Origin of the sequence: Pseudocitrobacter vendiensis (genome assembly GCF_943590815.1) — a bacterium.
In the GTDB taxonomy this organism is placed as follows: domain Bacteria; phylum Pseudomonadota; class Gammaproteobacteria; order Enterobacterales; family Enterobacteriaceae; genus Pseudocitrobacter; species Pseudocitrobacter vendiensis.
Map to the genome: position 1 here is coordinate 165772 of NZ_CALSBS010000008.1, position 23570 is coordinate 189341.

Below are 23570 nucleotides of genomic sequence, written 5' to 3' on the forward strand. Positions count from 1 at the left end.
CGAGGCACGTCGCTATTTCTGGAGTAAATCACCATGTCTGAAGGCTGGAATATTGCCGTACTGGGCGCAACGGGCGCCGTTGGGGAAGCCCTGCTGGAAACACTGGCGGAGCGAGAGTTCCCGGTCGGTGAGCTCTATGCGCTGGCGCGTAGCGAAAGTGCCGGGGAATCTCTGCGTTTTGGCGGGAAAACCGTGCGCGTTCAGGATGCGGCGGAATTCGACTGGACGCAGGTTCAACTCGCGTTCTTCGTGGCGGGTGTGGAAGCTACCTCCACTTACGTGGAAGAAGCCACTAACTCAGGCTGCCTGGTTATCGATTTGAGCGGACTGTTCGCGCTTGAACCGGACGTGCCGCTGGTGGTGCCGGAAGTGAACCCGTTTGTGCTGGCCGATTATCGTAACCGTAATCTGGTTGCCGTGCCGGACAGCCAGACCAGCCAGTTGCTGGCCGCGCTGAAACCGCTTATCGATCAGGGCGGCCTGGCGCGTATCAACGTGACGTGCCTGATCTCTGCATCGGCTCACGGCAAGAAAGCCGTTGATGCGCTGGCGGGGCAGAGTGCAAAACTGCTCAACGGCATTCCGATTGATGATGACGATTTCTTCGGTCGCCAGCTGGCGTTCAACATGCTGCCGCTGCTGCCAAATCGTGAAGGGATCGTGCGTGAAGAGCAGCGCATTGTTGACCAGACACGCAAAATTTTGCAGGACGAAGGCCTGATTATCTCCGCTAACTGCGTCCAGTCGCCGGTCTTCTATGGTCATGCGCAGATGGTCGGATTCGAAGCCATGCGTCCGCTGGCTGCAGACGAAGCCCGTGATGCTTTCGCGCGTGGCGAAGATGTTGTGCTCTCTGAAGAGAATGAATTCCCGACGCAGGTGAACGATGCTTCCGGTAGTGCGCATTTGTCTATTGGTTGTGTGCGCAATGACTACGGTATGCCGGAACAGGTGCAGTTCTGGTCGGTCGCCGATAACGTTCGCTTTGGCGGTGCACTGATGGCGGTGAAAATCGCTGAAAAATTAGTGCAGGAGTACATGTACTAATGTCGGAAGTGCAGCAACAGCCGGTCTATAAAATTGCGCTGGGCATCGAGTATGACGGCAGCAAATATTATGGCTGGCAGCGTCAAAATGAAGTACGCAGTGTCCAGGAAAAGCTGGAAAAAGCGCTCACTCAGGTCGCCAATGAACCGATTACGGTGTTTTGCGCCGGGCGGACTGACTCCGGCGTACACGGTACCGGGCAGGTGGTGCATTTTGAAACTACCGCCGATCGCAAAGACGCGGCGTGGACATTGGGAGTAAATGCGAATTTACCTGGTGACATTGCGGTGCGTTGGGTGAAACATGTGCCGGAAGATTTTCATGCGCGTTTTAGCGCCACGGCTCGCCGTTATCGCTACATCATCTACAATCATCGGTTGCGTCCGGCGGTGATGAGTCAGGGGGTGACCCACTATCATCAACCGCTGGATGAAGCGCGGATGCACCGTGCCGCACAGTGTTTGCTGGGCGAGAACGATTTCACCTCGTTCCGCGCGGTGCAGTGCCAGTCACGCACGCCGTGGCGCAATATTATGCATATTAATGTTGCTCGCTATGGTGCGTATGTGGTGGTGGATATCAAAGCCAATGCCTTTGTGCATCATATGGTAAGGAATATCGTCGGCAGTCTGATGGAAGTCGGCGCCCAAAACCAGCCAGAGAGCTGGATTGCTGAGTTGTTAGCCGCAAAAGACAGAACGCTGGCGGCAGCAACGGCGAAAGCGGAAGGTTTGTATCTGGTTTCTGTTGATTACCCGGAACGTTTTGACCTACCGCGCGTACCCATGGGGCCGCTATTTTTAGCGGACTGAGAGCAGTTCACAAAGGCTGAAGACAATTATGGATCTGATTCACTTTCTTATTGATTTTATTCTACATATTGATGTGCATCTGGCAGAGCTCGTCGCGCAATACGGCGTCTGGGTTTATGCCATTCTGTTTTTAATTCTCTTTTGTGAAACAGGCCTGGTTGTTACGCCGTTTTTACCGGGAGATTCCCTGCTGTTTGTGGCCGGGGCGCTGGCCTCGCTGGGCACCAATGACATTAACGTCCATCTGATGGTGGCATTAATGTTGATTGCCGCGATTGCGGGAGATGCGGTGAATTACACGATAGGGCGACTGTTTGGTGAGAAGCTATTCAGTAACCCGAACTCAAAAATTTTCCGCCGCAGCTACCTGGATAAAACGCACCAGTTTTACGAAAAACACGGCGGAAAAACGATTATTCTGGCGCGATTCGTACCCATTGTGCGCACCTTTGCGCCGTTTGTGGCCGGGATGGGGCATATGTCCTATCGTCATTTCGCCGCTTATAACGTGATTGGCGCGGTGCTGTGGGTACTGCTGTTTACCTATGCAGGTTACTTCTTTGGCACGATTCCGATGATCCAGGATAATCTTAAGTTATTGATTGTCGGCATTATTGTGGTCTCTATTTTGCCGGGTATCATCGAGATTGTGCGCCACCGTCGCGCGGCGGCAAAACAAGCGAAGTAAGCGCGAATTCGCGGTTCGACCACTTTTTTGTCCAAAGTTTCGGGCTGTTATGTTTTAATGTGCAACATTCATGGTCTGTAAGGGGCAAAAATGGCATCATGCGCCCCTTATGACAAAACTGGCATCGACCAGGTTCAGGCAGAAAGGTTATCAATGAGCTGGATTGAACGAATTAAAAGCAACATCACCCCTACACGCAAAGCGAGCATTCCTGAGGGTGTATGGACCAAGTGCGACAGCTGCGGGCAGGTTCTGTACCGCGCCGAGCTGGAGCGTAACCTGGAGGTTTGCCCTAAGTGTGACCACCACATGCGTATGTCAGCGCGTAATCGCCTGCATAGCCTGCTGGATGAAGGTTCACTGGTGGAACTGGGAAGCGAGCTTGAGCCCAAAGACGTGCTGAAGTTCCGTGACTCCAAGAAATACAAAGACCGTCTGGCGTCTGCTCAGAAAGAAACGGGCGAGAAAGATGCGCTGGTGGTCATGAAAGGCACGCTGCACGAAATGCCAGTGGTGGCTGCGGCATTCGAATTCGCCTTTATGGGCGGTTCGATGGGCTCCGTAGTCGGCGCGCGTTTTGTCCGTGCGGTTGAGCAGGCACTGGAAGATAACTGCCCGCTGATTTGCTTCTCTGCATCCGGCGGCGCGCGTATGCAGGAAGCGCTGATGTCGCTGATGCAGATGGCGAAAACCTCTGCGGCGCTGGCGAAAATGCAGGAACGCGGTCTGCCGTATATCTCCGTACTGACCGACCCAACCATGGGCGGCGTATCGGCGAGCTTCGCGATGCTGGGCGACCTGAATATCGCTGAACCGAAAGCGCTGATCGGCTTTGCCGGCCCGCGAGTTATCGAACAAACCGTTCGTGAAAAACTGCCGCCGGGATTCCAGCGCAGTGAGTTCCTGATTGAGAAAGGGGCAATCGATATGATTGTTCGTCGTCCGGAAATGCGCCTGAAACTGGCGAGCATCCTGGCGAAGCTCATGAATCTTCCGGCGCCACATCCGGATGAAGCCCACGAAAGTGTGGTGGTACCGCCGGTACCGGATCAGGAACCAGAGGCCTGATAATGCAAAGGGCAGGGCCAGACGGCGCTGCCCTTTTTGCTTCTCATCACCGTTAAAGAAATCGCGGGCACCATGGACAACAAACTAATTCCTCAGGCCACGTCGCCCCTGGCTACGTGGCTTTCTTATCTGGAACACCTCCACACCAAAACCATCGACCTCGGCCTGGAGCGTGTGGGCGAGGTGGCTGCCCGGCTGAACGTGCAAAAGCCAGCGCCATTTGTCTTTACCGTTGCCGGAACTAACGGCAAAGGGACCACCTGTCGGACGCTGGAGGCGATGCTGACGGCGGCGGGTTACAAGGTGGGTGTTTACAGTTCTCCGCATCTGGTGCGTTATACCGAACGCGTGCGTGTGCAGGGTGCGGAGCTCGCTGAAAGCGCGCATACGGCGTCATTTGCCGCTATTGAGCAGGCGCGCGGCGACATCTCTTTGAGCTATTTCGAATATGGCACGCTGTCGGCGCTGTGGTTGTTTAAACAGGCCGGGCTGGATGTGGTTATCCTTGAAGTGGGGCTGGGCGGACGACTGGATGCGACAAATCTGGTGGACCCGGATGTGGCGGTCATTACCAGCATCGCGCTGGATCATACCGACTGGCTGGGGCCGGATCGCGAAAGTATTGGCCGTGAAAAAGCCGGTATCTTCCGTGCCGGGCGTCCGGCCGTCGTAGGTGAGCCGGATATGCCGACGACGATCGCTGATGTGGCGCGTGAAAAGGGCGCACAGCTGTTACAACGCGATATTGCCTGGCAGTATGACGTGGGCGCTGAAAGCTGGTGGTTTAGCGATGCGACAGGCCGCCTGGACGCGCTGCCGTTGCCACAGGTGCCGCAGCCGAATGCTGCCACTGCGCTGGCGGCACTGCGCGCCAGCGGACTGAATGTCAGCGAACAGGCCATTCGTGAAGGCATTGCCAGCGCGATTCTGCCGGGACGTTTTCAGACTATCCAGACCTCGCCACGCGTGATTCTGGACGTTGCGCATAACCCCCACGCTGCCGCGTACCTCGCCGGGCGTCTCAAATCTGAGCCGCTAACCGGGCGTGTTCTGGCGGTTATTGGTATGCTGCATGATAAGGATATCGCCGGTACGCTGGCGTGTCTGGAAGGTATTGTCGATAGCTGGTATTGTGCGCCTTTAGAGGGGCCGCGCGGGGCCACCGCTGAACAACTGGTGGAACATTTACGCGCAGGAACCGTCTACGCCAGCGTGGCGCAGGCGTGGCACGCGGCGATGGCCGATGCCGGGCCGGAAGACACGGTGCTGGTGTGTGGTTCATTCCACACGGTAGCGCATGTAATGGAAGAGTTAGACGCGGGGAGAACCGGTGGCAAGTAAGTTTCAGAACCGCTTAGTCGGGACAATTGTACTGGTAGCGCTGGGCGTCATCGTGTTGCCAGGGCTGCTCGACGGGCAGAAAAAACATTACCAGGATGAGTTTGCCGCGATCCCGTTGGTGCCAAAACCGGGCGACCGGGATGAGCCCGATATGCTGCCGACGGCGACGCAGGCGCTGCCTGCGCAGCCGCCGGAAGGCGCGGCGGAAGAGGTGAGGGCTGGCGATGCGGCAGCACCGTCGCTCGATCCAGGGCGTTTTGCCGCGGCAAACAATAACGGCATCGATCCTGCGCCGGAACCGGTGGAACAACCGAAGCCAAAACCAAAACCGGTTGAACCGCCGAAACCGAAGCCGCAGCCAACGCGTGATGTCGCCAGCGAGCAAATCGCTGCCGCGACCGAAACGCCGCCAGCCAAACCGACGCCTGCTGAAAAACCGGCCCCGGAAGGGAAGGCGTACGTTGTGCAGCTTGGCGCGTTGAAAAACGCCGATAAAGTAAACGAGATTGTCGCCTCGCTTCGCGGTGCTGGCTATCGCGTCTACACGTCGCCTTCTACGCCAGTCCAGGGTAAAATTACCCGCATCCTGGTGGGACCTGATGCGTCGAAAGATAAGCTGAAAGGTTCACTTGGCGAGCTTAAGCAGATCTCCGGGCTGAGCGGAGTGGTGATGGGGTATTCGCCGAATTAAAGGTGACCCCTCACCCTAACCCTCTCCCTCAGGGAGAGGGAACCGATCGAGCACGATGTAAAGTTCGGTGCGTGCTTTCTCCCTCTCCCTGAGGGAGAGGGCCGGGGTGAGGGGGTAAAAACCCCCTTCAGAAGCGATGGCGTTGAACATTTTTTCAGCGCCTTTTTTATTTTCGCAGGGAAAGGAAATCCCTACGCAAACGTTTTCTTTTTCTGTTAGAATGCGCCCCGAACCGGATGACAGGGCGTAGCATCGTGGGACACATATGGTCTGGATTGATTACGCCATTATCGCGGTAATAGGTTTTTCCTGTCTGGTTAGCCTTATCCGTGGCTTTGTTCGTGAAGCGTTATCGCTGGTGACATGGGGCTGTGCCTTCTTTGTCGCCAGTCATTACTACACTTACCTGTCCGTCTGGTTCACGGGCTTTGATGATGAACTGGTTCGCAACGGGATTGCTATCGCGGTACTGTTTATCGCGACGCTTATCGTCGGCGCTATCGTTAACTACGTTATCGGTCAACTGGTGGAAAAAACCGGTTTGTCGGGAACGGACAGAGTGTTGGGCATCTGCTTTGGTGCGCTGCGCGGGGTGTTAATCGTCGCCGCCATTCTGTTCTTCCTCGATACCTTTACGGGCGTTGCGAAAAGCGAAGACTGGCATAAATCGCAGCTTATTCCGCAGTTCAGTTTCATCATCAGATGGTTCTTTGACTATCTGCAAAGCTCGTCAAGTTTCTTGCCCAGGACATAAGTCCTGAGATGTGGCTTAACGAGGAAAAGACGTATGTGCGGTATTGTCGGTATCGCCGGTGTTATGCCGGTCAACCAGTCGATTTATGATGCGTTAACGGTGCTGCAGCATCGTGGACAGGATGCCGCGGGCATCATCACCATTGATGCGAACAACTGCTTCCGTTTACGCAAGGCAAACGGGCTGGTCAGCGATGTCTTTGAAGCTCGCCATATGCAGCGTATGCAGGGCAACATGGGGATTGGCCACGTGCGCTACCCAACCGCTGGCAGCTCCAGCGCGTCTGAGGCGCAGCCTTTCTACGTCAACTCCCCGTATGGCATTACGCTTGCCCATAACGGCAACCTGACCAACGCGCACGAACTGCGTCAAAAACTGTTCGAAGAGAAGCGCCGCCACATCAACACCACTTCTGATTCCGAGATCCTGCTGAATATCTTCGCCAGCGAACTCGACAATTTCCGCCATTATCCGCTGGAAGCCGATAACATCTTCGCTGCGATTGCCGCGACTAACCGCCAAATCCGTGGCGCTTACGCCTGTGTGGCGATGATTATCGGTCACGGCATGGTCGCCTTCCGCGACCCGAACGGTATTCGTCCGCTGGTGCTGGGCAAACGCGATATTGGCGATGGCCGCACCGAGTATATGGTCGCTTCCGAAAGCGTGGCGCTCGATACCCTGGGCTTTGAATTCCTGCGCGACGTGGCGCCGGGCGAAGCGGTGTACATCACCGAGAAGGGGCAGCTCTTTACTCGCCAGTGTGCAGATAACCCGGTGAGCAACCCATGTTTGTTTGAGTACGTCTATTTCGCGCGTCCGGACTCCTTTATTGACAAGATTTCCGTTTACAGCGCGCGTGTGAATATGGGCACCAAACTCGGTGAAAAGATTGCCCGCGAGTGGGAAGATCTGGACATCGATGTGGTGATCCCGATTCCGGAAACGTCCTGCGATATCGCGCTGGAAATTGCGCGTATTCTGGGTAAACCGTATCGTCAGGGTTTCGTGAAAAACCGCTACGTTGGCCGTACCTTTATCATGCCGGGCCAGCAGCTGCGTCGTAAATCCGTACGCCGTAAGCTGAACGCCAACCGTGCCGAGTTCCGCGATAAAAACGTCCTGCTGGTTGATGACTCCATCGTGCGCGGCACCACCTCAGAGCAGATTATCGAGATGGCGCGTGAAGCAGGGGCGAAGAAGGTGTATCTGGCGTCAGCCGCACCGGAAATTCGCTTCCCGAACGTGTACGGCATCGACATGCCAACTGCGACCGAGCTGATTGCCCACGGTCGTGAAGTTGACGAAATCCGCCAGATCATTGGCGCAGATGGTCTTATCTTCCAGGATCTGGACGATCTGATCGACGCGGTACGCGCAGAAAACCCGGATATTCAGCAGTTTGAGTGTTCGGTGTTTAACGGTGTATACGTCACCAAAGATGTCGATCAACAGTACCTCGATTATCTCGATTCCCTACGTAACGACGACGCCAAAGCGGTGCAGTTGCAGAACGAAGTGGAAAACTTAGAGATGCATAACGAAGGTTAACGCGTCTAACGCCAGGGAAACCTGGCGTTTTCTTTTCTATACCCCCAATCCTATCCCTCTCTTTTCGCAGTAATTTCGTCTTCCTCACATTTTTCAGAATCCGTTTTTCAATAGTGTGAACAAACCGGATAAACATCACTGCCATAAATTTTATAGTAGCGTCCATTAACCATTTTTAATGTGTGGATAATGCCAATTAGGGGTTAATGAGGTGGTAAGAAAAACTGCTTTCATTGGTTACAAAACCCTCTCGACCCTTCGTTTTGTCTATATGGCGGAGTAGTATGCTGCCAATAACCATAAAATAAATGTGGTCAATGGTGCGCCTTTTGCAACCTGCGAGAGGTGCAGAAGAAACCCAAGTCTTCGTTACGGAATAACAACAAGATGACTGGAGATAACACCCTCAGCACTTCTCATGGCGTTAACCGCCGTGATTTTATGAAGCTTTGTGCAGCACTGGCCGCCACGATGGGGCTCAGTAGTAAAGCGGCCGCCGAGATGGCCGAATCAATCACCCGCCCGCAGCGTCCGCCGGTTATCTGGATTGGCGCGCAGGAGTGTACCGGATGCACGGAATCTCTGCTCCGCGCAACGCACCCCACCGTCGAAAACCTCGTGCTGGAGACTATCTCTCTGGAATACCACGAAGTGCTCTCCGCCGCCTTCGGCCATCAGGTTGAAGAGAACAAGCACAATGCCCTGGAAAAATACAAAGGTCAGTATGTGCTGGTGGTCGATGGCTCGATCCCGTTAAAAGATAACGGTATTTATTGCATGGTCGCCGGTGAGCCGATTATCGACCATATCCGCAAAGCGGCAGAAGGTGCTGCGGCAATTATTGCAATTGGCTCCTGCGCTGCCTGGGGCGGCGTGGCGGCGGCGGGCGTTAACCCGACCGGCGCGGTAGGGCTTCAGGAAGCCTTGCCGGGCAAAACAATAATCAACATTCCTGGCTGCCCACCGAACCCGCACAACTTCCTCGCGACCGTCGCGCATATCATCACCTTTGGTAAACCGCCGAAGCTCGATGCCAAAAATCGCCCAACCTTCGCCTATGGTCGTTTGATCCACGAACACTGCGAACGCCGTCCGCACTTTGATGCAGGGCGCTTTGCCAAAGAGTTTGGCGATGAAGGTCACCGTCAGGGGTGGTGTCTGTACCACCTGGGCTGCAAAGGGCCGGAAACGTACGGCAACTGCTCAACGCTGCAATTCTGCGATGTTGGCGGCGTATGGCCGGTGGCGATTGGTCATCCGTGTTACGGCTGTAATGAAGAGGGCGTTGGTTTCCACAAAGGTATCCACCAACTGGCAACGGTTGAAAATCAAACACCGCGCGCGGAAAAACCCGATGTAGACCTGAAAGAGGGCGGCGAGATTTCAGCGGGCGCCGTGGGTTTACTGGGAGGCGTGGTTGGTCTGGTGGCGGGCGTCAGCGTGATGGCCGTTCGCGAGCTGGGGCGTCAGCAGAAGAAAGATAACACTGACTCACGGGGAGAATAACCGTGAACAGACGAAACTTTATTAAAGCTGCCTCCGGCGGCGCTTTGCTGCTGGGGGCTGCCCCTTCCGTGGCTCAGGCGGCGGAAAACCGCCCACCGATTCCGGGTTCGCTGGGGATGTTATATGACTCAACGCTTTGCGTCGGCTGCCAGGCCTGCGTGACCGAGTGTCAGAATATCAACTTCCCGGCGCGCAACCCGCAGGGCGAACAAACCTGGTCCAATAACGACAAACTGTCGCCCTATACCAATAACATCATTCAGGTGTGGCGCAGCGGAACAGGTGTCAACAAAGACAAGGAAGAGAACGGCTACGCCTACATCAAAAAGCAGTGCATGCACTGTGTAGACCCGAACTGCGTCTCTGTTTGCCCGGTCCAGGCGCTGCGAAAAGACCCCAAAACCGGCATTGTGCATTACAACAAAGATGTCTGCACCGGCTGCCGTTACTGCATGGTCGCATGCCCCTATAACGTGCCGAAATACGATTACAACAACCCGTTTGGCGCGATTCACAAATGTGAACTGTGTAATCAGAAGGGTGTTGAACGTTTAGATAAAGGCGGATTGCCCGGCTGTGTCTCTGTTTGTCCGGCGGGTGCGGTGATTTTTGGCACACGCGAAGAGCTGATGGCGGAGGCGAAAAAACGTCTGGCCCTCAAGCCGGGAAGCGAATACCACTACCCGCGTCAGACCCTGAAAACAGGGGATACCTACCTGCATACGGTACCGAACTACCATCCACACCTTTACGGTGAGAAAGAGGGCGGCGGAACGCAGGTGCTGGTGTTGACCGGTGTGCCTTATGAGAATCTGGGCTTGCCGAAGCTGGATGAGCTCTCTACCGGGGCGCGTTCTGAACATGTCCAACACACCGTTTATAAAGGCATGATGCTGCCGCTTGCTTTGCTGGCGGGGTTAACCGTGCTGGTGCGTCGCAATACCAAAAGCGGCCCTCACGACGGAGGAGACGATCATGAGTCATGATCCAAAACCGCTGGGCGGGAAAATTATCAGTAAGCCGATCATTATCTTCGCTCCGCTGGCAGTACTGTGCCTGATCATGATCGTTAAACGTCTGATCTGGGGATTGGGTTCCGTTTCGGATCTTAACGGCGGATACCCGTGGGGGATCTGGATCGCCTTCGATTTGTTGATCGGCACCGGCTTTGCCTGCGGCGGTTGGGCGCTGGCCTGGGCGGTGTATGTCTTCAACAAAGGGCGTTATCACCCGCTGGTGCGTCCGGCGCTGCTGGCCAGCCTGTTTGGCTATTCGCTCGGCGGCCTGTCGATCACCATCGACGTTGGGCGTTACTGGAACCTGCCGTACTTTTATATTCCGGGGCACTTTAACGTTAACTCGGTGCTGTTTGAAACCGCCGTCTGTATGACCATCTATATCGGCGTAATGGCACTGGAGTTTGCGCCCGCGCTGCTGGAACGGATGGGCTGGAAGGTGCCGCTGAAGTTCCTCAATAAACTGATGTTCTTCATCATTGCGCTTGGCGCGCTGCTGCCAACCATGCACCAGTCTTCCATGGGGTCATTGATGATCTCGGCGGGCTATAAAGTGCATCCACTGTGGCAAAGCTACGAGATGCTGCCGCTCTTCTCGGTTTTGACCGCTTTCATCATGGGCTTCGCCATTGTGGTGTTTGAAGGTTCGCTGGTGCAAACCGGGTTACGGGGAAGAGGGCCGGATGAGAAATCGCTGTTTGTGAAGTTGATGAATACCGCCAGCGTATTGCTTGCGCTGTTCCTGGTATTGCGCGTCGGCGAGCTGGTTTATCGCCACAAACTGTCGTATGCCTTTGCGGGGGATTTCTACTCCTTCCTGTTCTGGCTGGAAGCGCTGCTGATGCTCTTCCCGCTGGTGGTACTGCGCGTCGGGAAACTGCGCAATGATTCGCGCATGCTTTACCTGTCCGCACTGAGTGCGCTGCTGGGCTGTGCGACCTGGCGTATCTCCTATTCGCTGGTGGCATTCAACCCCGGTGGCGGCTACCACTACTTCCCAACCTGGGAAGAACTGCTGATTTCTATGGGTTTTGTGGCAATTGAGATTTGTGCATACATCCTGCTCATTCGTCTGTTGCCGATACTTCCCCCTTTAAAACAAAACGACAACAAGCGTCATGAGGCGAGTAAAGCATGAGCCAGAGAATTACGATTGACCCGGTAACCCGAATTGAAGGGCACCTGCGCATCGACTGCGAAATTGAAAATGGGGTGGTGTCTAAGGCCTGGGCGTCCGGCACCATGTGGCGCGGCATGGAAGAGATTGTCAAAAATCGCGATCCGCGTGATGCCTGGATGATTGTGCAGCGTATCTGCGGCGTGTGCACCACCACGCATGCGATTGCATCTGTGCGTGCGGCGGAAAGCGCGCTGAAAATTGATGTGCCGGTGAATGCACAGCATATCCGCAATATTATTCTGGCGGCGCACACCACTCACGACCACATTGTGCATTTTTATCAGCTCTCAGCGCTCGACTGGGTGGATATCACGTCAGCCCTGAAAGCTGACCCGGCGAAAGCCTCGGCGATGCTGACCGGCGTCTCAAGCTGGCACCTGAACAGTGCGGAAGAGTTCACCAAAGTCCAGAACAAAATCAAGGACCTGGTGTCCAGCGGTCAGTTAGGCATTTTCGCCAACGGCTACTGGGAGCACCCGGCGATGAAACTGCCGCCGGAAGTGAACCTGATTGCGGTGGCGCACTATTTACAGGCGCTGGAGTGCCAGCGTGACGCGAACCGCGTAGTGGCGCTGCTGGGCGGTAAATCACCGCATATTCAGAATCTTGCTGTCGGTGGGGTAGCGAACCCGATCAACCTGGATGGCCTGGGCGTGCTGAACCTTGAACGCCTGATGTACATCAAATCCTTTATCGACAAACTGAGCGATTTTGTGGAGCAGGTTTATAAAGTCGATACGGCGGTTATTGCGGCGTTTTATCCGGAGTGGCTGGAGCGCGGTCGCGGGGCGGTAAACTATCTGGCAACGCCGGAATTCCCGACTGACGGTAAAAACGGCAGCTTCCTCTTCCCGGGCGGTTATATCACCAACAGTGACCTGTCGACCTATCGGCCTATCACTTCTCAGTCTGATGAATTCCTGATTAAAGGGATTCAGGAGAGTGCGAAGCACGCGTGGTATAAAGACGAATCGCCACAGGCGCCGTGGGAGGGCACTACCGTGCCGAACTATACCGGCTGGTCAGACGACGGAAAATACTCCTGGGTGAAATCCCCGACCTTCTACGGTAAAACTGTCGAAGTGGGGCCGCTGGCGAATATGCTGTGCAAACTGGCGGCAAAACGCGAATCAACACACGCGAAGCTCAACGAAATCATCGCCATTTACACTAAGCTGACGGGTAAAACGCTGGGCGTTGAACAACTGCACTCAACGCTTGGTCGCATCATCGGGCGCACCGTTCACTGCTGCGAACTGCAACATATTCTTCAGCACCAGTACAGCGCGCTGGTGACGAACATCGGCAAGGGTGACCATACCACCTTTGTGAAACCGAATATTCCGGCAACCGGTGAGTTTAAAGGCGTCGGCTTCCTCGAAGCGCCGCGCGGTATGCTGTCGCACTGGATGGTGATTAAAGACGGCATTATCAGCAACTACCAGGCGGTTGTACCTTCGACCTGGAACTCTGGCCCGCGTAATTTCAACGACGAAGTCGGCCCGTATGAACGTTCGCTGGTGGGTACGCCGGTCGCCGATCCAGAAAAACCGCTGGAAGTGGTACGCACGATTCACTCCTTTGATCCGTGCATGTCCTGCGCGGTGCATGTGGTGGACGCCGACGGCAATGATGTTGTCGCGGTGAAGGTGCTGTGATGCGGATTTTAGTCTTAGGCGTTGGCAACATTTTGCTCACCGATGAGGCTATCGGCGTGCGTATTGTGGAGGCTCTGGAGCAGCGTTACATCCTGCCGGATTACGTCGAGGTGCTCGACGGCGGTACGGCAGGCATGGAGCTACTGGGCGATATGGCCGATCGCGATCATCTGATTATCGCTGACGCTATCGTCTCACGCAAAAATACGCCGGGCACGATTATGGTGTTGCGCGACGATGAGGTACCGGCGCTGTTTACCAATAAAATCTCCCCGCATCAGCTTGGGCTGGCCGACGTTCTGTCGGCTCTGCGCTTCACGGGCGAGTTTCCGAAAAGACTCACCCTGGTGGGCGTAATCCCTGAATCGCTGGAGCCCCATATCGGTTTAACGCCAACCATAGAGGCGATGATTACGCCAGCGCTCGAGCAGGTGCTGCTGGCGCTGCGCGAATCGGGGGTTGAAGTGATTGCCCGGGAGGGAACGCATGTCTGAAGAAATCAGCGGTTTCTCAACGTCACCGCAGTTATTGGTGCAGGCGGCGTTTGAGGATGTGGCTCGCCGTTCAATGCATGACCTGGCGTTTCTGCACCCGTCAATGCCGGTCTCCGTGTCGAACTTCACGCTCTTTGAAGGGCAATGGACCGGCTGCGTTATCACTCCGTGGATGCTGAGTGCGGTTATTTTTCCCGGCCCGGACCAGCGCTGGCCGCTGCGTACCCTCAGTGAAAAGCTGGGGTTGCAACTGCCTTACGGCACCATGACCTTTACGGTCGGAGAACTGGAAGGCGTTTCGCAATATCTCTCTTGCTCGCTGATGTCGCCGCTGCCTAAAACGCTCTCGGTGGAAGAAGGGCTTCGGCTGGTGGATGATTGCGCGCGGATGCTGCTTTCTCTTCCGGTAAGTAACCCGGATGCGCCGAGTATGGCAAGCCGTCGCTCGCTGCTGTTTGGCCGTCGGAGTGTCGCGGATGCATGAGCTGTCGCTGTGCCAGAGCGCAGTGGAAATCATCCAGCAGCAGGCCGCGCAGCACGGTGTTAACCGCGTAACGGGCGTATGGCTGGAGATCGGCGCGCTCTCCTGCGTGGAAGAGCGCGCTGTTCGCTTTAGCTTTGATATCGTCTGTCAGAACACCGTCGCGCAAGGCTGTGAATTGCATATTGAGTACCGCCCCGCGCAGGCCTGGTGCTGGGATTGCAGCCGCGCGGTTGAAATCACCCAGCATGATGCGCGTTGCCCGCAGTGTGATGGTGCGAATTTGCGCGTCGATACGGGCGATTCGTTGCGGGTAAAAAGTATTGAAGTGGAATAACCGGAGTTAATTATGTGTATTGGCGTACCGGGCCAGGTGCTGGCCGTGGGTGAAGATATTCACCAGCTCGCGCAGGTGGAAGTCTGTGGCGTGAAGCGCGATGTGAATATTGCGCTTATCTGCGAAGGCGACACCGCCGACCTCGTTGGGCAGTGGGTGCTGGTGCACGTGGGGTTTGCCATGAGCATTATTGATGAAGCCGAAGCGCAGGCGACGCTGGCAGCGCTGCGGCAGATGGAGTATGACGAAACGTTAGCGTAAGGAACGGTTTAATTTCGTTGAACTGGCCCAGGAGGCTATAATCCTGCTAAGTTGCAGCATTACGCAAAAAGGGCAGTCACAGTGAAACGACTTATTATTGGAATATCCGGTGCCAGCGGCGCAATTTATGGCGTACGCCTGCTTCAGGTTTTACGCGAAGTACCTGATATTGAAACACATCTGGTGATGAGCCAGGCCGCGCGGCAAACCCTTTCGCTGGAAACAGATCTCTCCTTGCGTGAGGTGCAGGCGCTGGCGGACGTCGTTCACGATGCCCGCGATATCGCCGCCAGCATTTCCTCAGGGTCCTTCAAAACCATGGGCATGGTGATTCTGCCGTGCTCAATGAAAACCCTTTCCGGCATTGTGAACAGCTATACCGATGGGTTACTGACGCGCGCGGCGGATGTCGTGCTCAAAGAGCGTCGCCCGCTGGTGCTCTGTGTGCGCGAAACCCCCTTGCATCTGGGGCATCTGCGCTTAATGACTCAGGCCGCCGAGATTGGCGCGGTGATTATGCCGCCTGTTCCGGCGTTTTATCATCGGCCGCAAACCATTGATGATATTATAAATCAGACAGTTAACCGCGTTCTCGATCTCTTCAATATCGACCTGCCGCAGGATCTCTTTACCCGCTGGCAAGGTGCCTGAGCTGCACCAATGTGGTGCTAATCTGTGCTTTTCGCCCTGTTGCAGGGCGATTTTGTAACGCCGATCAAATCCTCGATATTTAATCACGTATTTTGCGTTTTACTGCTGCGGATTATGTGTCCGAACTGCTATCTTCCTATCTTGTTACCGTATTGCATCTTTTTATTAACAAATTTAACGTCAATGTCCGCGTTGACGATAAAGATGGCATAAAAGCTGCACTGTTGGTCTGCAACACACAACACAACCTATTAGATAGCAGCTCACTGCATCACGATTTTTAAAGGGGTATGTATGAAGAAGACGGTTCTGGCTCTCTCTTTACTGCTCGGTCTTGGCAGCGTGTCCAGCGCATTCGCCGCACTCCCGGAAAGTATCCGTATCGGCACCGACACCACCTATGCACCGTTTTCCTCGAAAGATGCCAAAGGCGATTTCATCGGCTTTGATATCGATCTGGGTAATGAAATGTGCAAACGCATGCAGGTCAAGTGTTCCTGGGTCGGCAGTGATTTTGATGCCCTGATCCCTTCCATGAAAGCGAAGAAAATCGACGCGATTATCTCTTCTCTCTCTATCACCGAAAAACGTCAGCAGGAGATTGCCTTCTCCGACAAGCTCTACGCGGCAGATTCTCGTCTGATTGCCGCAAAAGGTTCGCCTATCCAGCCAACGCTGGATTCGTTGAAAGGTAAGCACGTCGGCGTATTGCAGGGCTCGACTCAGGAAGCATACGCTAACCAAAACTGGCGCAGCAAAGGCGTTGATGTCGTCGCGTACCAGAACCAGGATCTGATCTACTCCGACCTGGCGGCGGGTCGTCTGGATGCCGCTTTGCAGGATGAAGTGGCCGCCAGTGAAGGTTTCCTTAAACAACCTGCCGGAAAGGATTTTGACTTCGCCGGGCCTTCCGTGAAGGACAAAAAATTCTTTGGCGATGGCACAGGCGTTGGGCTGCGTAAAGATGATGTCGAGCTGAAGCAGGCGTTTGATAAAGCGCTTTCTGAACTCCGCGCCGATGGCACTTACGACAAAATGGCGAAGAAGTACTTTAACTTCAACGTCTACGGGGATTAATTTCCCCGGCAGCATCAATGCACTTAAATGGTGCATTGATGCTGCCAATGTTTCGAAGCTGTGCACCCTGTGCACAAAAGTGGTGCATTCCTGCATAAATACGCATTATTAGTGAGAAAAAAGCCAACAGACAGGGCAGAATGCTTTGCCATTCTGGGCTGAAAAGTGGCACGATAACTGCTCAGGATTTTTTGGACAAACCCGCAGAAATCAAAGGCAGTCGAGGATAATTATGAAAAAGCTGGCGTTATCTTTTTCTCTGGTATTGGCGCTTTCAAGCGCTTCGAGTGTTTTCGCAGCAATCCCACAAAAAGTACGAATTGGCACTGACCCAACCTATGCACCGTTTGAATCAAAGAATGCGAAGGGTGAATTGATTGGTTTTGATATCGATCTGGCAAAAGAGCTGTGTAAACGTATCCAGACACAATGTACCTTCGTTGAGAACCCGCTGGACGCGCTGATCCCCTCTCTGAAAGCGAAGAAAATCGATGCCATTATGTCTTCGCTGTCGATCACCGAAAAACGTCAGCAGGAAATCGCGTTTACCGACAAACTGTATGCAGCAGACTCTCGCCTGGTTGTGAAAAAAGGCTCCCCGGTAACGCCTGATCTCGCCACGCTGAAAGGCAAACGCGTCGGCGTGCTGCAGGGGACTACTCAGGAAACTTACGGGAATGAACACTGGGCGGCAAAAGGCGTTGAGATTGTCTCTTATCAGGGCCAGGACAACATCTACTCTGACCTGACGGCGGGCCGTATTGATGCGGCGTTCCAGGATGAAGTCGCGGCAAGCGAAGGTTTCCTGAAACAACCGATTGGTAAAGATTACGCGTTTGGTGGCCCATCCATCAAAGATGAAAAACTGTTTGGCGTGGGGACCGGTATGGGCCTGCGCAAAGAAGATAACGAACTGCGTGAAGCGCTGAATAAAGCGTTTGCTGAAATGCGTGCCGACGGTACGTACGACAAGCTGGCGAAGAAGTACTTCGATTTTAACGTATACGGCGAATAATTTTCGCTGACCACCCGTCGCCCCGCCTCAGAATGGGGCGACGGTGATAATAAGACAGGGCAGGCTGAATGCTTTACGGGTTTTCACAAGTCATTTTTCAGGGCGCGCTGGTGACCCTCGAGCTGGCAATCAGTTCGGTGGTGCTGGCGGTGCTTATCGGCCTGGTTGGGGCTGGCGCAAAGCTTTCCAATAATCGCGTGATGGCGCTGATATTTGAAGGCTATACGACGTTGATTCGCGGCGTGCCAGATCTCGTGCTGATGTTATTGATTTTCTATGGGTTGCAGATGGCGCTGAACGTGGTGACCGATTCACTCGGTTTGAGCCAGTTCGACATCGACCCGATGATCGCCGGTATTATTACGCTTGGGTTTATCTACGGCGCCTATTTTACCGAGACCTTCCGCGGCGCGTTTATGGCGGTGCCGAAAGGGCACATTGAAGCCGCGACCGCCTTTGGCTTTACCGGCGGGCAGACGTTTCGCCGCATTCTGTTCCCGGCGATGATGCGCTACGCGTTGCCGGGGATTGGTAATAACTGGCAGGTTATTCTCAAATCGACGGCACTGGTGTCGCTGCTTGGGCTGGAAGATGTGGTGAAGGCCACCCAGCTTGCCGGGAAAAGTACCTGGGAACCCTTTTACTTCGCCATCGTCTGTGGCCTGATTTATCTTGTGTTTACAACCGTTTCCAATGGTGTGCTGCTCTTGCTCGAACGCCGTTACTCCGTGGGCGTGAAGAGGGCTGACCTGTGATTGAGATTATTCAGGAATACTGGCAATCCCTGCTGTGGACGGATGGTTATCGCTTTACCGGCGTCGCCATTACGTTGTGGCTGCTGATTTCTTCCGTGGTGATGGGCGGCATTCTGGCGCTGTTTCTCGCCATAGCGCGCGTCTCCAGTAATAAATACATCAGATTCCCGGTGTGGCTGTTTACCTATATTTTTCGCGGCACGCCGTTATATGTGCAACTGCTGGTGTTTTATTCCGGCATGTATACGCTCGAAATCGTGAAAGGCACCGAACTGCTGAACGCTTTTTTCCGCAGCGGCCTGAACTGTACGGTGCTGGCGCTAACGCTGAATACCTGCGCTTATACGACCGAGATTTTCGCGGGTGCCATTCGCGCGGTGCCGGCGGGTGAAATTGAAGCGGCGCGCGCCTATGGTTTTTCCTCCTTTAAGCTTTACCGCTGCATTATTTTACCGTCGGCGCTGCGTATCGCGCTGCCGGCTTACAGCAATGAAGTGATTCTGATGCTGCACTCAACGGCGCTGGCATTCACCGCCACCGTGCCGGACTTACTGAAGATTGCCCGAGATATCAACTCTGCCACTTATCAGCCGTTTACGGCATTTGGGATTGCGGCGGTGCTTTATTTGATTATCTCGTATGTGCTGATCTCTCTGTTCCGCAAAGCGGAAAAACGCTGGTTGCAGCATGTAAAACCTTCTTCTTCGCACTGAGAACACGATGCCTGAGAATAAATTAAACGTAATCGATCTGCATAAGCACTACGGCGAACACGAGGTGCTGAAAGGGGTATCACTGAAGGCCGACGCCGGGGATGTGATAAGTATTATTGGCTCGTCCGGGTCGGGGAAAAGTACTTTTCTGCGCTGCATTAACTTCCTCGAAAAACCCAGCGAAGGCACGATTGTGGTGAGCGGCCAGAATATCGGGCTGGTGCGTGATAAAGACGGTCAGTTGAAAGTCGCTGACAAAAATCAGCTGCGGCTGCTGCGTACCCGTCTGACGATGGTCTTCCAGCACTTTAATCTCTGGAGCCACATGACGGTGCTGGAGAACGTGATGGAAGCGCCAATTCAGGTGCTGGGCCTGAGCAAGCAGGAAGCGCGCGAGCGAGCGGAAAAATATCTCGCGAAGGTGGGCATCGATGCGCGTCAGCAGGCGAAATATCCGGTGCATCTTTCCGGCGGCCAGCAGCAGCGTGTTTCGATTGCCCGTGCATTGGCGATGGAGCCAGAAGTTCTGCTGTTTGATGAGCCGACCTCCGCGCTGGACCCGGAGCTGGTGGGCGAGGTGCTGCGCATCATGCAGCAACTGGCGGAAGAGGGAAAAACCATGGTGGTGGTGACGCATGAAATGGGCTTTGCTCGTCACGTTTCGTCACACGTTATCTTCCTGCATCAGGGCAAAATTGAGGAAGAGGGTAACCCTGAACAACTGTTCGATAACCCGCAAAGCCCGAGATTGCAACAGTTCCTCAAAGGTTCGCTGAAGTAATCTTTTCAGCCCGGCTCTTTGCCGGGCTATTCGTTTGGACGTTCCAGCCGATAGACCCAGTCGTCGTAATCGATACCATTCAGATGATAGGCATTTTCCAGGACCTGAATGCGCACAAAACCCTGTTTTTCCAGCAGGCGCGAAGAGCTACGGTTCTCGCCCAACACCCAGGCATTGATGGCATTGACACCCAGTTCAGTAAACCCGTACTGACAGATAGCGCTCAGGGCTTCGCGGGCATAGCCTTTTCCCTGCGCGCCTGGCAACAGCGCATAGCCGACGTCGGCTTCGTGTGGATTTTTGCTGCTAATACGTAAGCCAATATCACCGATTGGCTCACCGCTGTTTTCACGCATAACGAATACGCCACTATCGGCGCAGCGCGCATCGAAAACCGTTCGCAACGCTGCGTCACTCAATACATCACCCATGTAACGCATCACCTGAGGATCCTGGCGGAGTCGCAGGAAAAAAGGCCAGTCAGATTCGTTGAAGGATGAGAGCAACAGACGCGGCGTGGTGAGGATAATCATATTCAATGCCATAACGGGTAAAGAAGCGATTACCTTAACACCTCAACGTTTGGGATTACAGGCTCTTAAGCGCAGAGTGGGGACTGCTAAGACCATGGTAATAGTTGAGCACCGTCTGGCTTTCCAGTGAGGCTCGAAGCTGTAGCGCAAGGTTCAGACTATCCATGATGTGTGCCTGGGTGACCAGCGGGGAATCAGCGGAAATGCGTGCTTCAGAAACCAGCCAGTCAACGATGCTGCTCCAGCGCCAGAGCGGGGAGTTGCCTTTCATGCGTTGTACAGGCCCAGGGAAATTACCGCTACCACGCGCGCCTTCCTTTAAAAGTGCAACCGCCTGGCGGGTCAGCCCGGTTAACCCGGCGATATCACTTAAGCCAACCAGTGCAGAATCGACGGATTCCACACGAGCATGTAGCGAGGTGGATGATTCGATGTCACGAATGGCGGATAAAATGGCAGCATCCAGTGAGGGGCTTTCGCGGTCAAATTCAATGTAGACGGAAGTGCCGTAAAAACAGACTAGCGCATCCTGGCAGCCTGCTGCATATAACGCATCCTCAAGGCCGGGTGTGCTGGCGTTGACGCCAGAGAGCGTTAACGTGAAATTAAAGAGTGGCATTGTTCACTGCTCCTTTGTGTTGTTTTGGATGAGTATCACGCCAGGCTTACACCTTTCCACCATACGGATAATTTGGTGTGCGTGGTGTACGGGTACGGTAGGTGTAGACCAGATGCTCATCATATGTTCCTGATGTTTGGGAGTGCCGCATTTCAATCTGCCAAAACAGTGGGCGCTTTTACCGCCAGCGACAAATATCCAACCTTGTTCCAGCGCGTAGTGGATTGCTGCTCTGATATGTTTATCTGGATGTTCCTTCATCAGCGAGGTCCCGTGAGTATGAAGAGGGTGTTGACGTTCGTCAACATGATTGTGATATAAAATAATCACGGGAGGGTTATGACAGAGCTTTTTTGACGATGTTGGAAGCGACCTCACGTTGATGAAAGTCGTTAACCAGGCATAGTGACGTTATGCGAGGCGCCTTCAGGAAAGCACTCCCCTTTACAGGAGTGCCCTGTTTCAGGCTAAAAGATCCTCAAGCGCTTCATCAAGGTCGTGCCAGCGGAAGACAAAACCGCTCTCTTCCAGCCGTTTCGGCAGGGCGCGTTGCCCGCCAAGCACCAGTACCGACGATTCACCCATCATCAGACGAATGACCGTGGCGGGTACGCGAAGAATGGCGGGGCGATGTAGCGCATGGCCAAGGGAATAGGCGAATTGTTCATTGTGCACCGGGTACGGGGAAACCATATTGAACGGCCCACGAAGCGGGTTATCGAGCAGCCACAAAATGCCGTTGACCATATCGTCGATGTGGATCCACGCCAGATATTGTCGGCCGCTACCGATTGGCCCGCCGAGACCAAGTTTGAACGGCGGCAGCATTTTTCCCAGAATACCGCCTTTCGCGGCCAGCACGACGCCGGTGCGTAGAAGGCAAACGCGGGTACGATCGCTTTGCGCGGTGCAGGCAATCTGTTCCCACTTCGCACAGAGTTTGTGGGTGAATTCATTGTGCGGTGGTTCTTCTTCGGTCACCACAACTTCACCGAGATCGCCATAATACCCCGCCGCAGAGCCTGATATCAGCACTTCAGGCGGCGTTTCGCTGGCCTGAATTAATGCGCTAATCTTTTCCGTGATATGCCAGCGACTTTCGCACAGCCGCTGTTTTTGCGTATCGGTCCAGCGTTTATCGGCGATAGGCTCGCCCGCCAGATTGATGACGGCATCTATGCCATCAAGCGTGCGTTTGTCGTCAAGCCCCTTCCAGACCTCTACTCGCGAGCCAAAATGCTGTCGGGCTTTATCCGGGCTGCGGGTAACCACGGTCACCGCATGACCCAGCTCCAGCAGGCGTGGGATTAAATGGCCGCCAATCAGCCCGGTGCCTCCGGTAATCAGAATCTTCATGCCACCTCCGTCAGGAAGCGCTTAACGTCGCCAGCTCATCGCAATGGAAACGGAGTCGGCATAACGCAGCGCGTGAAGTTTATCGACCTCAACTTCAGCATAGGTGACCCAGTGATGTTCACGTGCGATATCGAGCACATCCTGAGTTAATTTCTCCAGCAGTGAGAAGCGGTTACCCTCAATGTGGCTAATGATATTTTTGGTGATCGTACGGTAGTTCAGCGCATCGTTAATATCTTCGCTGTTGCGGGCGCGGTCTGCCGGGTAACGAATTTCGATATTGATAACCACATCCTGTCGGTTGGCTATCTCTTCGTCCTTAATCCCGATGAAGGTGCGCAGGCGAAGATTTTTGATGCGGATAATAGCGTCTGGCTGAGACATTGCAGATTACTCCCTTTTATCGTTTTCCCAGCCATCATACACGAAAGCAATCGGCCACTTAATGGGGCTGCGCCTGCTGCATGGCGCGCGCGGTTGCCGGGCGCTGGCGGATGCGCTCAAACCAGTTTTGCACCGCCGGGTAGGTGGCAAGATCGATACGTTGCCGCACGTGGGAATTTATCCACGGCCAGCAGGCGATATCGGCAATGCTGTAGCGATCGCCTGCAATCCACGGGTGATGGGCAAGGCGTTGATTCAGCACGCTATAAAGGCGCTGAGTTTCCACCTGATATCGTTCAATGGCATAGGGAACGGGTTGCGGGGCGAAGTGATTAAAGTGATGGTTTTGTCCCAGCATCGGGCCCAGGCCGCCGACCTGCCAGAACAACCACTGTAACGTCGTATGACGCTCACGTAGTTCGCCGCTCAGCAACTGGCCAGATTTTTCTGCCAGATAGAGCAGGATGGCCCCGGATTCAAACAGGCTAAATGGGGCGCCGCCGTCCTCCGGCTGATGATCAACAATGGCCGGGATTTTGTTATTCGGTGAGATATCGAGAAATTGCGGCTTAAACTGCTCGCCTTTATTGATATCGACGCGAATCAAGCGATAGGGCAGCTCTGCCTCTTCAAGGAAGAGCGTAATTTTGTGGCCGTTCGGGGTGGGCGCATAGTAGAGGTCTATCATCGTCTCTCCGATTCGTGGTGGTTGTTACCTAAGTATAGGCCTCTGTTGCGACTTGAGGATGACATGCAAAATCCTCATGGCGGCGATAAGTGACAAGCATGAAAAGACAGGAT

The 23570-nt window shown here is 54.4% G+C and carries 28 protein-coding genes; 22 read left to right on the top strand and 6 right to left on the bottom strand.

The window, feature by feature from the left end:
* Positions 1 to 33: 33 nt before the first annotated feature.
* The 22 genes from NMC31_RS11265 (at position 34) to hisP (ending at position 19877) form a co-directional block, all read left to right on the top strand.
* A complete protein-coding gene (locus NMC31_RS11265; protein ID WP_253897966.1) occupies positions 34 to 1047 on the top strand; it encodes an aspartate-semialdehyde dehydrogenase in 1014 nt (337 codons plus the stop codon).
* Positions 1047 to 1859: a tRNA pseudouridine(38-40) synthase TruA gene (gene truA / locus NMC31_RS11270; RefSeq protein ID WP_015963614.1), complete on the top strand. Its 813-nt coding sequence runs from the start codon at positions 1047 to 1049 to the stop codon at positions 1857 to 1859. The genes NMC31_RS11265 and truA overlap by 1 nt, the downstream gene beginning before the upstream one ends.
* Positions 1860 to 1887: 28 nt before the next feature.
* Positions 1888 to 2547: a DedA family protein gene (locus NMC31_RS11275; protein ID WP_149461982.1), complete on the top strand. Its 660-nt coding sequence runs from the start codon at positions 1888 to 1890 to the stop codon at positions 2545 to 2547.
* 153 nt (positions 2548 to 2700) lie between these two features.
* Positions 2701 to 3615, top strand: a complete 915-nt coding sequence (gene accD / locus NMC31_RS11280; RefSeq protein ID WP_231828311.1) for an acetyl-CoA carboxylase, carboxyltransferase subunit beta — start codon at positions 2701 to 2703, stop codon at positions 3613 to 3615.
* 72 nt (positions 3616 to 3687) lie between these two features.
* Positions 3688 to 4956, top strand: coding sequence for a bifunctional tetrahydrofolate synthase/dihydrofolate synthase (gene folC / locus NMC31_RS11285; protein WP_253897967.1), 1269 nt, complete (start codon positions 3688 to 3690; stop codon positions 4954 to 4956).
* Positions 4946 to 5647 (top strand): cell division protein DedD, encoded by a 702-nt coding sequence (gene dedD / locus NMC31_RS11290; protein WP_253897968.1) that lies wholly within the window; start codon positions 4946 to 4948, stop codon positions 5645 to 5647. The genes folC and dedD overlap by 11 nt, the downstream gene beginning before the upstream one ends.
* Before the next feature lie 265 nt (positions 5648 to 5912).
* Positions 5913 to 6401, top strand: a complete 489-nt coding sequence (gene cvpA, locus NMC31_RS11295; RefSeq protein ID WP_015963619.1) for a colicin V production protein — start codon at positions 5913 to 5915, stop codon at positions 6399 to 6401.
* A gap of 33 nt (positions 6402 to 6434) precedes the next feature.
* Positions 6435 to 7952: an amidophosphoribosyltransferase gene (gene purF / locus NMC31_RS11300; RefSeq protein WP_108473563.1), complete on the top strand. Its 1518-nt coding sequence runs from the start codon at positions 6435 to 6437 to the stop codon at positions 7950 to 7952.
* Between the two features lie 387 nt (positions 7953 to 8339).
* A complete protein-coding gene (gene hybO / locus NMC31_RS11305; protein WP_015963621.1) occupies positions 8340 to 9458 on the top strand; it encodes a hydrogenase 2 small subunit in 1119 nt (372 codons plus the stop codon).
* Positions 9459 to 9460: 2 nt separating this feature from the next.
* Positions 9461 to 10444, top strand: a complete 984-nt coding sequence (gene hybA / locus NMC31_RS11310) for a hydrogenase 2 operon protein HybA (RefSeq protein ID WP_253897969.1) — start codon at positions 9461 to 9463, stop codon at positions 10442 to 10444.
* Positions 10434 to 11612, top strand: coding sequence for a Ni/Fe-hydrogenase cytochrome b subunit (gene hybB / locus NMC31_RS11315; protein ID WP_015963623.1), 1179 nt, complete (start codon positions 10434 to 10436; stop codon positions 11610 to 11612). The genes hybA and hybB overlap by 11 nt, the downstream gene beginning before the upstream one ends.
* Entirely contained in the window at positions 11609 to 13312 is a 1704-nt protein-coding gene (gene hybC, locus NMC31_RS11320) for a hydrogenase 2 large subunit (RefSeq protein WP_253897970.1), read from the top strand. The genes hybB and hybC overlap by 4 nt, the downstream gene beginning before the upstream one ends.
* Entirely contained in the window at positions 13312 to 13806 is a 495-nt protein-coding gene (locus tag NMC31_RS11325; RefSeq protein WP_253897971.1) for a HyaD/HybD family hydrogenase maturation endopeptidase, read from the top strand. Before hybC ends, NMC31_RS11325 begins: the two co-directional genes overlap by 1 nt.
* Entirely contained in the window at positions 13799 to 14290 is a 492-nt protein-coding gene (hybE, locus tag NMC31_RS11330; RefSeq protein WP_253897972.1) for a hydrogenase-2 assembly chaperone, read from the top strand. The genes NMC31_RS11325 and hybE overlap by 8 nt, the downstream gene beginning before the upstream one ends.
* Entirely contained in the window at positions 14283 to 14624 is a 342-nt protein-coding gene (gene hypA / locus NMC31_RS11335; RefSeq protein ID WP_149461991.1) for a hydrogenase maturation nickel metallochaperone HypA, read from the top strand. Before hybE ends, hypA begins: the two co-directional genes overlap by 8 nt.
* Positions 14625 to 14636: 12 nt before the next feature.
* Positions 14637 to 14885 carry a hydrogenase maturation factor HybG gene (gene hybG, locus NMC31_RS11340; protein WP_253897973.1) on the top strand — a complete coding sequence of 83 codons (249 nt, stop codon included), beginning with the start codon at positions 14637 to 14639 and terminating at the stop codon, positions 14883 to 14885.
* Between the two features lie 81 nt (positions 14886 to 14966).
* Positions 14967 to 15536, top strand: a complete 570-nt coding sequence (locus tag NMC31_RS11345) for a UbiX family flavin prenyltransferase (protein ID WP_253897974.1) — start codon at positions 14967 to 14969, stop codon at positions 15534 to 15536.
* A gap of 294 nt (positions 15537 to 15830) precedes the next feature.
* Positions 15831 to 16613 (top strand): lysine/arginine/ornithine ABC transporter substrate-binding protein ArgT, encoded by a 783-nt coding sequence (gene argT / locus NMC31_RS11350; protein ID WP_253897975.1) that lies wholly within the window; start codon positions 15831 to 15833, stop codon positions 16611 to 16613.
* Positions 16614 to 16845: 232 nt separating this feature from the next.
* On the top strand, positions 16846 to 17628 hold the full coding sequence (gene hisJ / locus NMC31_RS11355) for a histidine ABC transporter substrate-binding protein HisJ (protein WP_015963631.1): 783 nt from the start codon (positions 16846 to 16848) through the stop codon (positions 17626 to 17628).
* Positions 17629 to 17696: 68 nt separating this feature from the next.
* Positions 17697 to 18383 (top strand): histidine ABC transporter permease HisQ, encoded by a 687-nt coding sequence (locus NMC31_RS11360; protein WP_015963632.1) that lies wholly within the window; start codon positions 17697 to 17699, stop codon positions 18381 to 18383.
* Positions 18380 to 19096 (top strand): ABC transporter permease, encoded by a 717-nt coding sequence (locus NMC31_RS11365; RefSeq protein WP_149461998.1) that lies wholly within the window; start codon positions 18380 to 18382, stop codon positions 19094 to 19096. The genes NMC31_RS11360 and NMC31_RS11365 overlap by 4 nt, the downstream gene beginning before the upstream one ends.
* Before the next feature lie 7 nt (positions 19097 to 19103).
* The gene (gene hisP, locus NMC31_RS11370; RefSeq protein WP_015963634.1) at positions 19104 to 19877 is read left to right on the top strand and encodes a histidine ABC transporter ATP-binding protein HisP; all 774 of its coding nucleotides are present in this window, start codon (positions 19104 to 19106) and stop codon (positions 19875 to 19877) included.
* Positions 19878 to 19903: 26 nt separating this feature from the next.
* Here the strand turns inward: hisP and NMC31_RS11375 are convergent, their stop codons facing one another.
* The 6 genes from NMC31_RS11375 to yfcG all read right to left on the bottom strand — a co-directional run bounded on the left by NMC31_RS11375 (position 19904) and on the right by yfcG (position 23457).
* Complete coding sequence (locus NMC31_RS11375; RefSeq protein ID WP_253897976.1) at positions 19904 to 20410, bottom strand: GNAT family N-acetyltransferase; 507 nt, start codon at positions 20408 to 20410, stop codon at positions 19904 to 19906.
* 55 nt (positions 20411 to 20465) lie between these two features.
* Entirely contained in the window at positions 20466 to 21029 is a 564-nt protein-coding gene (locus tag NMC31_RS11380) for a helix-turn-helix transcriptional regulator (RefSeq protein ID WP_253897977.1), read from the bottom strand.
* Between the two features lie 3 nt (positions 21030 to 21032).
* On the bottom strand, positions 21033 to 21290 hold the full coding sequence (locus NMC31_RS11385; RefSeq protein ID WP_253897978.1) for a hypothetical protein: 258 nt from the start codon (positions 21288 to 21290) through the stop codon (positions 21033 to 21035).
* 201 nt (positions 21291 to 21491) lie between these two features.
* Positions 21492 to 22385: a TIGR01777 family oxidoreductase gene (locus NMC31_RS11390; RefSeq protein ID WP_253897979.1), complete on the bottom strand. Its 894-nt coding sequence runs from the start codon at positions 22383 to 22385 to the stop codon at positions 21492 to 21494.
* Positions 22386 to 22406: 21 nt separating this feature from the next.
* Positions 22407 to 22769 (bottom strand): dihydroneopterin triphosphate 2'-epimerase, encoded by a 363-nt coding sequence (gene folX / locus NMC31_RS11395; protein WP_149462003.1) that lies wholly within the window; start codon positions 22767 to 22769, stop codon positions 22407 to 22409.
* Positions 22770 to 22827: 58 nt separating this feature from the next.
* Positions 22828 to 23457: a GSH-dependent disulfide bond oxidoreductase gene (gene yfcG / locus NMC31_RS11400; protein ID WP_253897980.1), complete on the bottom strand. Its 630-nt coding sequence runs from the start codon at positions 23455 to 23457 to the stop codon at positions 22828 to 22830.
* Positions 23458 to 23570: the final 113 nt, after the last annotated feature.

Coding starts and splice junctions, on each gene's coding strand:
- NMC31_RS11265 (WP_253897966.1), top strand. CDS start 34: ATGTCTGAAGGCTGGAATATTGCCGTACTGGGCGCAACGGGCGCCGTT.
- truA (WP_015963614.1), top strand. CDS start 1,047: ATGTCGGAAGTGCAGCAACAGCCGGTCTATAAAATTGCGCTGGGCATC.
- NMC31_RS11275 (WP_149461982.1), top strand. CDS start 1,888: ATGGATCTGATTCACTTTCTTATTGATTTTATTCTACATATTGATGTG.
- accD (WP_231828311.1), top strand. CDS start 2,701: ATGAGCTGGATTGAACGAATTAAAAGCAACATCACCCCTACACGCAAA.
- folC (WP_253897967.1), top strand. CDS start 3,688: ATGGACAACAAACTAATTCCTCAGGCCACGTCGCCCCTGGCTACGTGG.
- cvpA (WP_015963619.1), top strand. CDS start 5,913: ATGGTCTGGATTGATTACGCCATTATCGCGGTAATAGGTTTTTCCTGT.
- purF (WP_108473563.1), top strand. CDS start 6,435: ATGTGCGGTATTGTCGGTATCGCCGGTGTTATGCCGGTCAACCAGTCG.
- hybO (WP_015963621.1), top strand. CDS start 8,340: ATGACTGGAGATAACACCCTCAGCACTTCTCATGGCGTTAACCGCCGT.
- hybB (WP_015963623.1), top strand. CDS start 10,434: ATGAGTCATGATCCAAAACCGCTGGGCGGGAAAATTATCAGTAAGCCG.
- hybC (WP_253897970.1), top strand. CDS start 11,609: ATGAGCCAGAGAATTACGATTGACCCGGTAACCCGAATTGAAGGGCAC.
- NMC31_RS11325 (WP_253897971.1), top strand. CDS start 13,312: ATGCGGATTTTAGTCTTAGGCGTTGGCAACATTTTGCTCACCGATGAG.
- hybE (WP_253897972.1), top strand. CDS start 13,799: ATGTCTGAAGAAATCAGCGGTTTCTCAACGTCACCGCAGTTATTGGTG.
- hypA (WP_149461991.1), top strand. CDS start 14,283: ATGCATGAGCTGTCGCTGTGCCAGAGCGCAGTGGAAATCATCCAGCAG.
- hybG (WP_253897973.1), top strand. CDS start 14,637: ATGTGTATTGGCGTACCGGGCCAGGTGCTGGCCGTGGGTGAAGATATT.
- argT (WP_253897975.1), top strand. CDS start 15,831: ATGAAGAAGACGGTTCTGGCTCTCTCTTTACTGCTCGGTCTTGGCAGC.
- hisJ (WP_015963631.1), top strand. CDS start 16,846: ATGAAAAAGCTGGCGTTATCTTTTTCTCTGGTATTGGCGCTTTCAAGC.
- NMC31_RS11360 (WP_015963632.1), top strand. CDS start 17,697: ATGCTTTACGGGTTTTCACAAGTCATTTTTCAGGGCGCGCTGGTGACC.
- hisP (WP_015963634.1), top strand. CDS start 19,104: ATGCCTGAGAATAAATTAAACGTAATCGATCTGCATAAGCACTACGGC.
- NMC31_RS11375 (WP_253897976.1), bottom strand. CDS start 20,410: ATGATTATCCTCACCACGCCGCGTCTGTTGCTCTCATCCTTCAACGAA.
- NMC31_RS11380 (WP_253897977.1), bottom strand. CDS start 21,029: ATGCCACTCTTTAATTTCACGTTAACGCTCTCTGGCGTCAACGCCAGC.
- NMC31_RS11385 (WP_253897978.1), bottom strand. CDS start 21,290: ATGAAGGAACATCCAGATAAACATATCAGAGCAGCAATCCACTACGCG.
- NMC31_RS11390 (WP_253897979.1), bottom strand. CDS start 22,385: ATGAAGATTCTGATTACCGGAGGCACCGGGCTGATTGGCGGCCATTTA.
- folX (WP_149462003.1), bottom strand. CDS start 22,769: ATGTCTCAGCCAGACGCTATTATCCGCATCAAAAATCTTCGCCTGCGC.
- yfcG (WP_253897980.1), bottom strand. CDS start 23,457: ATGATAGACCTCTACTATGCGCCCACCCCGAACGGCCACAAAATTACG.